Source organism: Bacillus cereus group sp. BfR-BA-01311, from assembly GCF_022664295.1.
In the GTDB taxonomy this organism is placed as follows: Bacteria; Bacillota; Bacilli; order Bacillales; family Bacillaceae_G; genus Bacillus_A; species Bacillus_A cereus.
Window position 1 is genome coordinate 104734 of sequence record NZ_JAKUHC010000008.1, and the last position, 12406, is coordinate 117139.

Genomic DNA, 12406 nt, shown 5'->3' on the forward strand with positions numbered 1-12406 from the left:
ACTTAAATTAAATATTCAGAAAATTCAATTAGTTAAAATTGGAAAATGAGATAAGGAAACTTGAATGGGGGTTATATTATGGCGAATAAAGTACCGTTTTCGTTCATAGTAGTTATTGGATTAATGTTATTTGCACTATTTTTTGGAGCGGGAAATTTAATTTTCCCAGCGATGCTTGGTCAATCAGCAGGAGAGAATGTATGGATTGCTAACGCTGGATTTTTAGTAACTGGTGTTGGATTACCATTACTAGGTGTGCTAGCATTTGGTTTTTCAGGTAAAGATGATTTGCAGTCGTTAGCTAGTCGTGCTCACCCAGTGTTTGGGATTGTGTTTACAACAGTTTTATACTTAGCGATTGGTCCGTTATTTGCAATACCGAGAACAGGAAATGTTTCTTATGAAATTGGTCTTAAACCGTTTATGCCAGAAGGAGTAGGTTCTACACCTTTAATTCTTTTCACAATTATATTCTTTAGTATCACTTGTTTTTTTTCGCTAAATCCCGCGAAAATTGTCGATATTGTTGGAAAAATCTTAACACCAATTAAGTTGACTTTCATCGGTATTTTAGTAATCGTTGCTTTTATACATCCGATTGGAGATATGCAAGCACCAGTGGAAGCTTATACATCACATGCATTCTTTAAAGGATTCCAAGAAGGATACTTAACGATGGATACGCTTGCATCATTCGTATTCGGGATTATCATTATCAATGCTATTAAAGAAAAAGGTGCGAAAACGAAAACACAAATTATGGTCGTTTGTGCAAAAGCGACAATTATTGCAGCATCTATTTTAGCAATTATCTATACAGCACTTTCTTATATGGGTGCTTCAAGTGTTGCAAAGCTTGGACATTTAGAGAACGGCGGAGAAGTATTAGCGAAAGTTTCTAACTACTATTTCGGATCATATGGCGGAGTATTATTAGGATTAATGATTACAGTAGCTTGTTTAACAACTAGTGTGGGACTTGTATCAGCATGTTCTTCATTCTTCCATAAGTTATTCCCAAATGTTCCTTACAAAGCAATTGCAATCACGCTATGTGTATTTAGTGCAATTGTTGCAAATGTAGGATTAACACAGTTAATCGCAGTTTCTGTTCCAGTATTAACAGCAATTTATCCACTAGCAATCGTATTGATTTTCTTAACATTCTTCCATTCATTATTCAAAGGAAGAGCTGAAGTTTATCAAGTGAGCTTAATCGTAACATTTATCATCAGCTTATTCGATGGATTAAGTGCAGCTGGAGTTAACATTGAAGTAGTAAGCCAAGTGTTCACTAAATTCCTTCCGATGCAGGAAGTAGGATTAGGCTGGATCTTCCCAGCGATTATCGGTGGATTTATCGGATATGGACTTAGCATTTTAAAAGTGAAAAACCAAGTTCAACCAGCAACTAGAGCGGATAAGAAAATAGGTTAAATAAAAAAAGTTATAGAACTTGTTTCTATAGCTTTTTTTGTTACTATTAATAATGAGAAAAAATAAAGTAGTAGGGGAAATAAAATGAAAAAAACAATTGATCATATCGGAATCGCAGTTCGTGATATAGATAGTACGATACGTTTTTATGAACAGGTGTGAAGTGACAACAAAGTTGTATACTTTACAAGAAGGTTGTTCATTCTACAACAAAGTTATACATGGTACATGAAAGATGTACACTTAAAATAATATAAGATTATATGGGAAAAAGCATAACTTTACGTTATGCTTTTTTGCAATTTCAAAAATGGAATTTAAGGGGATTTTGAAGAATTAGTAAAGGTTAGAGTTCTATGGTTACAGAATGATTTTTAATTATTAGGTTAAATATTAAATGGAAATTTGAAGGAGAGTACCAGTTACTAATTTAAGATTTCTTTATTAGATCTTTATATAGAAAATAAAAAAAGAGCCTGTCCCTGAAACAAGCTCTAGCTACAAGAAATAGCGTAATTGAGATGTCTATATATTACCATTTACTGAATGGAAATTCTAGGTGTATTATGTTGAGAAATAAATTATAGGTATCTTAATGAAAACTTCAATTGAGATTAAATAAAGGCCCTAAATATAGGGCGTTAAAGTTTTAATTAACTACGTGTGAAGAGAAGTTTTAAAATATTTTTTTATGGGGAAAAACAATGAGAAAAACTATAAAACAGCATTTTTTATGAAAATTAAGTATGTAATCAGTTCATGATAGAAGAAAGAAATGGTTCAGTTTATAAAAAATTAATTTAAGTGTATTTTACTTTGCAGCAAATATACTTCTTGGAAAAATAGAGACAAATGTTATATGATAAATTTAAGAGATTGGGGGAATGAAACTTTGAACGAGTCATATACAGCAGAAGAAGCTGCAAAGAAGTTGAAAATATCTAAATTAACTGTTTATGAACTTATCAAAAGAGGGGAACTGCCATCTTATCGAATAGGTAGGCAAGTTCGAATTGATGTAGAAGATCTACAGAAATACATAGAGCAAAGTAAAACAGGGAGCCTAAAAAATTCCGCTCAATTATCTGAAAAACATAATTTAACGAATGTAATTGTAATTAGTGGGCAAGATATGGCATTGGACATACTAGGGAAATATATGGAGAGTAGTATGGGAGAAAGAATGCTAAGAGCTTATGATGGAAGTCTTACAAGTTTGATTCGTTTGTATAAAGGTGAAGGAAGTATAGTCAGTCTACATCTATTTGATGGTGATACTAAAGAATATAACATTCCCTACACTAAAAGAATTTTAACAAATTCCCAGTATATAATTTTTAATTTACTTTTAAGAAATGTAGGATTTTATGTACAAAAAGGTAATCCAAAGAATATCAAAACTTGGGAAGATTTATGTAGAGAAGATGTAAAGATAGTGAATAGAGAAGTTGGAGCGGGTATACGCGTTTTATTAGATGAACAGTTACGTATTCATAATATACATAGAACAAATATTAAAGGTTATGATTACGAAGAAAATAGCCATTTTAGTATTGCAACTAGCGTAGCTATGAATAAAGCGGATGTGGGAATAGGGATTGAAAATGTAGCCAATATTACAAAGGTTGAATTCGTTCCATTAATAAAAGAACAGTATGATCTTATTATCTTAAAAAATGAGAGTAATGTTAAAATCATTAATGAGATTAAAGAAATACTGCATTCAACAGATTTTAAACAGGAACTAGAGTCTATTGGAGGATACGATTTAACATTGACAGGAAACACGATATATGAATCTTTTTAGGTAGATTTAATAACTTGTTTTTATTTATAATAATAAGATATTAAAAACTTGTTAACTATTTATAGATGGGCCTTACACACAAAAAAAACTGCTTTATAAAGCAGTTTTTTTTTGTGTTAATAATCACCATTTAATAAGATAGTAGGTAGTTTAATAAGAATAATAGGCCGATAACACAAATGGTTTTGTTTAATTCTTTTCTTTTTCCAGTTAGAAGTTTTATTATTGGATAAAATATAAAACCAAAAGCTATACCATCAGCTATATTGTAAGTTAATGGGATCATAATAATTGTTAGAAAAGCAGGGAAATATTCAGAGAAATCTTCAAAATCAATCTCTTTTATGCTTTTTAACATTAAACTTCCAATAATAATTAGTATAGGTGCAACGGCTCCATCTGGAATCATTTTTATAAAAGGCATAAAGAAAAATGAGATGAGAAATAATAAGCCAACAAAAATAGAGGATAAACCAGTTTTTGCACCAGCCGCTATTCCCACAGCACTTTCTAAACCAGCTACAGTAGAACTAGTACCAAAAACCCCAGCGAAAATGTTCGACATCCCGGTTGCCTGATAAGCTCGATTGAAACGTTTATTGTCATTTTCAAAACTTTGTATGGTTCCTAGATTTTGAAATAATAGAATCATTGTTAAAGAAAAGGTAGCTGTCCAAAAGGAGGCGTTTTTTACTTGTGCAAAAGAAAAAGCATTAAACACAGCTGGGTAATGCTCATATAAAGACCCCATATTATAGGAAGGATCTAATTTTGTTATGCCACAAAGGGCTGCAACCAATGTGCTAATTCCTATAACGATTAAAAATCCACCTCTGATATTATAAATAAAAAGGATTACAGCTAATGCCAGTGTGAAAATTGTAAGTAATGTATTTGCTTTAAATAGGTTATCCAATCCAATTATTGTTACAGAAGAATCTGTAATAAGTCCACCTTTCTGAAGTCCGATAAAGGTCAAAAATAGGCCGATTCCTACGGTAATAGCATTTTTTAAGGAGTGTGGAATAGAGTTGATTAAAAGTCTAGAAAAAGGTGTAAATGTAATCAGTGTGAAAATAATGCCTGATACTAATACGACGCCTAAAGCTTCCTGCCAATTTAGTCCTAAAGATTGAACAATTGTATAGGAAAAGAATATATTTTCTCCCATTCCAGGAATAATTACGAGAGGGGAATTTGCCCAAAAACCTATTATAAGGCAACCTAAAAAGCATGTTAGAGTAGTGGCTACTACAGATGCCTCTGTACTAATCCCTGCGTCTCTTAATATGGAGGCATTTACAATCACTATATAAGAAACAGTGAAGAAACTTGTTAGAGCAGCTAGTAATTCTTTTTTTATGGTTGTATTGTAGTGTGTCATATTAAAGTGAGTATAAATCCATTCTGTCATGACATAAGTCTCCTCTGTTCAAATTTTTTATAGATTAACTGGATACTTCGTTTTTATTGTGACTTTCAAAGTTGAAATTGTTCTAAATCCAAAAGTATCGTTCCATTCTAGATCGTCAATAATAAGTGACTTATCTTCTATAAAAGGTTGTATGGTATTTAAAAATACTTTTAGTGATTTTCTTGTTAGATTTGCACCAGCACAGTAATGAGAACCAGCTCCAAAACTTAAGATTGGAGGGGTGTTTGATCGTTTTTGGCATTCATTTGGGTTTTCATATTTACTCTGATCTCTATTTCCAGAAGAGATAAACAAAATAATTCTATCACCTTTATTAATGAGTTTATCTTCTAAAGGTATATCTTCATTAGCAACACGTGCACAATAGGGAAAAGGGCATTCCATTCTTAAAGATTCTTCAACTATATTTTCTAATGTTAGTAAACTGTAAGGGTTATTATGAGGTAATTTATCATTCTGCGTTTGTATGTAAAGATACATTAATGTTTTTACAGCACTAAGAAATGGTTCATGTCCATCTACTGTTACATTCGCGATTAGGGCTAAACTATCTTCTACTTGATCTACATTTTTCAGTATTAAATCGAATAAACCGTTTTTTTCGTATCTTTGTTGGTCACGAATTTCAGAAATAATACTATAGGTTTTATCAATAGAGTGAACAGTTTTTTGTGAGTCTTCGAAACTAGGAACCGGAATCCAAAGGAAATCCACAGCTTTGAAAGCTTCTTGTAGAATTAATTTATAATCGTTTACATCTAGGCCCAATAAATTAGCAAGAGTGTTTTCTGTAAACGGTATAGCTATTTCATTAATAACGTCAATGAATTCATTATCTTTATTCAGAGAATTCAATACTTTGAGTGTAGAAGATTTAGCTAACTCTTCTATAATAGAGTTTGTTAAATTGATAGGTACTTGTACGTGTTTACGTAATTCCTTATGCTCAGGATTATCCATATACATTAACCATCTAGAGTAAAAATTAGAGAGTTTATCTTTATACTCAACAGGTATATCTAGCTTTTCGATGAATTGTTTTTTTCGATTAGCCTTTAATCGAGAATCTTTTAGTAGTTGAGTGATATTGGTGTAATCAAAAACAAGCCACGCATTGAGTTCATTATCCCAAATAATATTTTCTGTAGCTAAGGCCGCTGTATAAAATTTATATCTATCTTCGATGATTTTTTTTATAGTACTGTTAGTCATTTCGCCACTCCTAGATTCACTTTTATTTGTAATATTAATTTTCTTGTAATTGATATTTCATATTATTGTGAGTGATCTGGTTGCTGGAAGAGAAAAGAGAAAAAATGGTTGAAAAATATATATTTATAGATATGGACCTATTTTCCAGTTATAACTAAATTATATTAAACAATAATTTTAGATATAAAACAATACTTATTTTAACGAAACATAACTAAATATAACAAAACATAACTGGATATATATTTGTTTAATCAATTCGGAATATTCTTTATTTTGTTTGTTAAGATGATAATTTTTATGATTAATGAAGTGAAAATCTTTTATTAAATTGTAAGGCTATCAAGGGTTGTAACTAAGAAATAAAGCTACCAAAAGGTTTTTATCCTGAAAACAAAGAAAAAAATAATTTTGCAATTAATAGAATTGATATGATATGTTTTCTTTGTTAATAATTTGAAAAATCTACATAGTCTATTAAATTTATGTTTGATTTATTTTAAAGACATTATAGATAAGCAGAGGGGAAGGTAGATGATAGATCAGCATTGGGTAGAGTGAATAACTGTGAGTAACTTAAAGTAAAATCACTTTGTTTATTTTTGAGTTATTATATAATCTAGGAGAAGTAAGAAGGGGAGTGCAAATTTTGAAATTTGTCTTTGATTTAGATGGTACAATTTGTTTTAAGGGAAAACCAGTTTCAGAAAAAATTCTTGCATGTTTAGATAACATTAGTAAAAATGGTCACGAAGTTATATTTGCTTCTGCAAGACCTATTCGTGACATGCTACCTGTGATACATCCGCGCTTTCACGAATATACATTGATTGGCGGAAATGGTTCTTTAATTTCTCAAAACGGAAAATTAATTTATTCAAAAGAGTTTGAGAAATCGCAACTAAAAAAGATTCTTGCTTTGATAAATGAATTTCAAGCAACTTATTTAATTGACGGTGATTGGGATTATGCATATACTGGTCCGGATAATCATTCTATACTTAATAATCTAGATCCAGCTAAACTTGCTAAATCTGTTGAGGTGACTTCTTTAAATTCGATAGTTAAGATTTTAATCCTTACAGCGAGCAATATGGAAGAATTATCACAGAGTCTAAGTTTATTAGATGTTGTTGTGCATAAACATAGAAATGAGAATGTAATAGACATTAGTCCAAAAGGTATTCATAAATGGAATGCACTACAGGTATTAGGGGTCAAAGAAGGGGAATATGTAGCTTTTGGAAATGATGCGAATGATATAAGTATGTTCGAACATGCTGCATATTCAGTAATGGTTGGACATCATCCAGAATTAGCGCCATTTTCTAAAGAAAGTATTCCAATGGATATAGAATATGAAATAGAGATCATAAATAAGTTGGAGAAACTTTCTGAATTATACAGCCTAAGTCATAATTAAATGTTTAAAAATCCATCAATATATTTTTAAATTATTAGATATGGAATGCTTAACTATTGTAAAATGAAAAAGTTGACTCTAAATAAAAAACTATTAAATAATTCTATAAAAGAACAATTCAATTAAATAAAAAAGAGTGTCTTGATAAAAATTTTTTTCAAAACACTCTTTTTCTTTTTATTTCTTCAAAGTTTATAGAGCAGATTTCTTATAATAAATGTTGGTGTAGCTTTTGAATAAAATTGGATTAAATTAACTTAATAACTCTTGGTGAAAGAGGAAAGTAGAGAAAGTATATTTTGAAAGAACGATTGAACAAGCTGTATTTTTCTATATTCACGCGAATCATTCTTTTATAAAAAAGGTTGACAAACTATAATTATTGAATATTCTGAATATCAAAGTACTACACTTATACTAAATCCATCATATCCCTTGCTTCCTACAGTTTGTATTGCCGTTGAAGATAATTGCGGTTCAGATGCAAGAGTATCAAAAAAATGGCGAACTCCCTGAACATTAGAATCGGTACTAATAGAATTTACTATCTCTCCATTTCGAACTACATTGTCCCCTATAATTACAGTACCTTTTCGAGATAATTTAAGTGCCCATTTCAAATATTCCGCGTTATTTTGTTTATCGGCGTCAATGAAAATTATGTCAAATGGCTCGGCTCCTTCATTATACAGGTTCGACATTGTTTCAAGAGCAGGTCCAGTTCTCACCTCTACTAAATTAGATAGGCCAGCCCTTTCGATATTCAATTTTGCAACTTCTGAATGGTGATTTTCTAATTCAAGAGTAACTAAGTGCCCATCTTCTGGTAAGGATCGGGCTAACCAAATAGTACTGTAGCCGCCTAGAGTTCCAACTTCTAATATTCTTTTAGCTCCTTGAATTAATGCTAGTAAGTGAAGAAATTTTGCTTGATTGGGAGCAACGTCTATTGCTGGTAAGTCAGCCTCGGCATTCGTTGCCAATATTTCTTCAAAAATTGGGTCTTGGGGTAACAATTGATTTGTAATATATGTATCTACCTGATTCCACTTTTTTGAATTGCTCATTATAAAATCCCCTTTCATCAGTTACCATAATATTAGCAGCCTTGTTGGCACATACATTAATTTACCTCCATATTTAGTATACATTGCTCAAATCAGAATAAAGGGTCAGAAGTTAACAATAATTGTCCCCTTTTAACGCAAGTTTTGAGTATACAAAACACACAGCTTTATACCAAACATGAAGGGTAATGTAATTAAAACTCTATGTAAAGGCACTATAAAAACAGGAGGTAAGGGAGATTTAATTGCTGTATATATGCTAAAAAACCCCCAGAAAATGTACACTTTAAATGAGTTCAAACCGTGAAAAATTTTATAAACATAATTGAGCTTACATTCAAACCAATCAGTTGCAAACTTAAGAATGAAAAATATCCCTTTGGATCATCAACTCCAAAGGGGTATTTTCGCAACTTTATTTAAATTAACTGTTGGATTATTAGTACAGCCTCATAGCCAAAATAAATACCAAAGCAAATTAAAATAACACCTGCTGAAATGGAAATCCATTTCATTACAGTAGCGTTTACAAAGCGTCTACCAAAATGTATGGATGTAGCCATGAATAAATCCCATAGCATAATACCTGCAAAAATAGCTGTACTATACCATAGTGCTTGTTCTTTTCCAATTGTATTTATTGCACTAGTAAGAACAGAACCGTAAATTCCTATCCAAAATACAATGTTTAATGGATTTGAAATTGCAATTGCAAATCCTGCTAAAAAAGATTTGAGAGGATGTTCTTTTTCCCCAGTTAAGGAATGATGCACTTGTTTAGGAGCATCCTTAATACTTTCATATCCTAAGTAAAGCATGGTAATAAAACCAAAAATCCAAATACAGAGTTGAGCAATTGGAGTTGTTAAAAAAGTGGAAACCCCAAAATAAATGAGTAACATCATAATTACATCAGCTGACATGGCACCTAATCCAACAAACCAAGCACTCCAAAATCCATTTTTAATACCTTTATTTATTTGAGCCACATTGATTGGACCCACAGGAGCAGAAAGGGAAACACCTAACAATATATAACTAAAGATCATGCTAATCATGTTTTTTTACACCTGTAATCGGACATCTCATTACGCTTTCTTCATTTGTTTCAGGCAAAATATACTGTTTCCACTCATGTGAATTTTCAGCACCATAATCACCTATATCTGGATGCATTGAAATATTATCGTAGGCTAATAAGCGTTTCCTAATAACTTTACGGACTTGTTTTCCTTGTTTGGTATCACCTGTAATATCATCTAAGGTTCCGCGGGGTTGAAGGGTAATTTCAAGACCGTTCTCTGTATATCTGCTTTGTCTTTCAGCATATATAGGTGCTCGGCAAACTACAAATATAGGTTCTCCAGCAAAACAAAATTCCCATTTAGCATGGTAAGGATCTGTTGGGATTTCTGGATTCCATGGTTCAGGATCATTTTCGATTAAAAATTGTAGTACATTCCAAAATTGTTTTTTATATTCTTCTGCTAGTAATTGCTTACTTGAGGGTTTGAAGAAGATTACTAGCGTGGTCCGTTTTGCAATTTGCTGATATGTCTTTATATATTCATAAATTCCATCTCTAAGCTTTAGTAGCTCTTTTTGATCATAAGCTGAATCAATAAAAAGATATCTGGACCAACCATGTTTTTCGGAATCTACTGCAAAATAGCAAGGAAACGGTTTAGAATTATCCATAATACTTTTGTGGAAACTGTTGTAAGCGTTTATTTTCCAGTTTTCTAAGAAATCGTTGTTCTTTTCATCAAGAATTCTATTTTGATTATACAAATAAGATTTGGTTAATTGGATTACCACTGTAATCCCTCCTTATTGTGAGTATAAAATCATTGATTGTTTTCATAAATTAAAATGTTGTTTTTCACTATATTTAAAATTTTATTGATATCCTCTGTGTGTATCTCAATTGTTAACTCAGGTACGCCTGGAGATAGTAGAAATTTATTATAATTATAGATCTTTTTATCTATAATAAGGGTAACCTCATCCTGATATCCGAAAGGGGCTACACAACCGGGGACACAGGAAGTCTTTTCAATCAACTCTTCAGCTGAACAAATTGAAACCCTCTTGCCAATTAGTTCTTTCATTGATTTTGAATCTAATTTCTCGCCTTCAATCGTAACTAGTACATAATTATGTCCGGTTTTATCTTTTAGAAATAAACTTTTACTTGGAACTCCTTCTAAATTAAATCTTTTTCGTATTTCTCTATCTGTATCATAATCCAAATTGGGTTCATGCTCGTATTGCTGATAAGAAATATTAGCTTGATCTAATAGCTGTATCACATGATTATACATAATTATCCTCCTTTATGATCTATGAAAAGGCACTTATAAAGTAATAGGGTTGGGTATCAAAAAAATTCAATATAAGGGTTATACTGGAATCTTTTTTAATATGTTAAACTTTTTCACTGAAAAAAGGTATTGATAAAATTTCTTTTAAATACAGAAATTCTGATATGATTTTATTTTTGAAAATTAAGGAAAATTATTTAGATATTGAATAAGAGAATTTGTTTTTAAAGATTAAACTGTATTATTTAATGTTTTGCATGTGGTTTTCTTAGGTTTGTTACAACAAGGATTGTCCTCTATATAATTACATATTACTCTCGGTAGGAGTATTTAGGGCTTGGTTTGCTTCTTTTTTCATTATTAACAAAACAAGTATTATACTAATAACCAGTGAACTAACTCCAACTGATATGAAAGATGAGAATTTAAAAATTTTAACGTCCCAGAACAAGCCGGACAGGTAAGCTCCTAATGCAGCACCTATACCCATGGTAAGAACTGTGTAGGTAGTTTGTCTTTGGCTAATTAAATCTTGGTCTGCATTTAAACTTAAAATGTTCATAGCACAAATGTGATATAAAGCAAAGGTAAAAGCATGCATTAACTGTGAAATTACTAATAAAGTGATGCTTCCGACAAAAAGTTCTATTAATGTCCATCTTAGAATACCTAAAATAGAGCACAATAAGAGAATAGATGAAACATTCATATATTTTAGAAGCCTATGACCATAAGCGAAAGTAACAATTTCGCATATAACTGCAAAAGCAATTAATGAACCTATTGCAAAACCAGTATAATTATTTTCCAACAACTTAATAGAAAAGAATCCATAATAAGGTGCATGTGTTAATTCAAATAAGAAAAATACAGAATAAAAAAGCAAAAGTTTTCTTTCAATAAAAATACTTTTTGATTTTTTTTTCGTAACCTCAATTGGTTCAAGGCGAATTAGTAGAATAGAGGAGATTAACAACATAAACCCTAAAAATATTAATATAAACCAAAAAGATAGTGGGCCGAATTTAATAAGAGCATGACTTGCCCAAACTGAAAAGAAAATAAATCCGATGCTTCCCCACATTCTAATGGTTGAGTATCGTTTCATGTCACCATTTAATTTTGATAATGAAATGGTTTCTATGTTGGGTAAAATAGATATCCAAAAAATATTTAGTAAGGAGAGTGCTATAACTATAGCCAAGCTATTTTTAACTTGAGTACCAACAAACAGAACGACTAAAAGGAGAACGCATTGTATAAGGTATATGCTTGCTAAATTTCTATTTAGTTTTGATATCAGTAGGAATACATATGGTCCTAGTATTCTGGCTAGAATTGAAATGCCAAGGATTATCCCTATCTCTTTGCTACCAAAGTGTAACTGATTTAAAAAAAGGCCGGTTAGCGGAACTACAATAGCAAATGTTGCAAAGTATGAAAAGAAAGTAAAGGAACAATACTTATCAAATGTTTTCATTTTTATCCACCTCTTTATTAAGATTGGTATTGTTATAGTAGTGATTGATCTGTATTAAGAACGTTTTTTTATAAGTTTGTAGCAACTTGTACTTAAAATTAATATATTCAGTTCTTAAGTGTATTTTATAATGCGGTTTAAATAATTTTTCTCCCAATGATTAGTGGTTTGTAAATTGGAAAAATAATATATTTAGTGATCTTCCACATGCTTGAAATAAT

Annotated in this window: 10 protein-coding genes and 1 pseudogene; 4 read left to right on the top strand and 7 right to left on the bottom strand. The window is 31.0% G+C overall.

Translation table 11 applies throughout. The annotated features are described in order from the left end of the window. The first annotated feature begins 78 nt into the window (after window positions 1-78). The 3 genes and pseudogenes from brnQ to MR136_RS19035 all read left to right on the top strand — a co-directional run bounded on the left by brnQ (window position 79) and on the right by MR136_RS19035 (window position 3244). Entirely contained in the window at window positions 79-1437 is a 1359-nt protein-coding gene (brnQ, locus tag MR136_RS19025) for a branched-chain amino acid transport system II carrier protein (protein ID WP_001284786.1), read from the top strand. An 84-nt stretch (window positions 1438-1521) separates the two neighbouring features. Further along, window positions 1522-1596: pseudogene (locus MR136_RS19030) on the top strand (VOC family protein); the annotation flags it as partial. Between the two features lie 700 nt (window positions 1597-2296). After that, window positions 2297-3244, top strand: a complete 948-nt coding sequence (locus tag MR136_RS19035; RefSeq protein ID WP_031312318.1) for a substrate-binding domain-containing protein — start codon at window positions 2297-2299, stop codon at window positions 3242-3244. Between the two features lie 130 nt (window positions 3245-3374). Here MR136_RS19035 and MR136_RS19040 read toward each other — a convergent pair whose 3' ends face one another. Continuing rightward, entirely contained in the window at window positions 3375-4658 is a 1284-nt protein-coding gene (locus MR136_RS19040) for an NCS2 family permease (RefSeq protein WP_061457053.1), read from the bottom strand. Between the two features lie 27 nt (window positions 4659-4685). Then, window positions 4686-5891, bottom strand: a complete 1206-nt coding sequence (locus MR136_RS19045; protein WP_103621449.1) for a cytochrome P450 — start codon at window positions 5889-5891, stop codon at window positions 4686-4688. A 649-nt stretch (window positions 5892-6540) separates the two neighbouring features. On the opposite strand from MR136_RS19045, the gene MR136_RS19050 reads away from it, so the two are divergent. Continuing rightward, window positions 6541-7314, top strand: a complete 774-nt coding sequence (locus tag MR136_RS19050) for an HAD-IIB family hydrolase (RefSeq protein ID WP_098771820.1) — start codon at window positions 6541-6543, stop codon at window positions 7312-7314. Between the two features lie 398 nt (window positions 7315-7712). On the opposite strand, the gene MR136_RS19055 is transcribed toward MR136_RS19050, so the two are convergent. The 5 genes from MR136_RS19055 to MR136_RS19075 form a co-directional block, all read right to left on the bottom strand. Then, window positions 7713-8381, bottom strand: a complete 669-nt coding sequence (locus MR136_RS19055) for an O-methyltransferase (protein ID WP_017673924.1) — start codon at window positions 8379-8381, stop codon at window positions 7713-7715. Window positions 8382-8800: 419 nt separating this feature from the next. After that, window positions 8801-9439 (bottom strand): LysE family translocator, encoded by a 639-nt coding sequence (locus MR136_RS19060; RefSeq protein ID WP_078421669.1) that lies wholly within the window; start codon window positions 9437-9439, stop codon window positions 8801-8803. Further along, window positions 9432-10199: a YqcI/YcgG family protein gene (locus MR136_RS19065; protein ID WP_017673922.1), complete on the bottom strand. Its 768-nt coding sequence runs from the start codon at window positions 10197-10199 to the stop codon at window positions 9432-9434. Before MR136_RS19065 ends, MR136_RS19060 begins: the two co-directional genes overlap by 8 nt. A 29-nt stretch (window positions 10200-10228) precedes the next feature. Continuing rightward, window positions 10229-10705: a YbaK/EbsC family protein gene (locus MR136_RS19070; protein WP_000282322.1), complete on the bottom strand. Its 477-nt coding sequence runs from the start codon at window positions 10703-10705 to the stop codon at window positions 10229-10231. Window positions 10706-11009: 304 nt separating this feature from the next. Then, window positions 11010-12185, bottom strand: coding sequence for an MFS transporter (locus MR136_RS19075; RefSeq protein WP_103621451.1), 1176 nt, complete (start codon window positions 12183-12185; stop codon window positions 11010-11012). Window positions 12186-12406 lie beyond the last annotated feature (221 nt).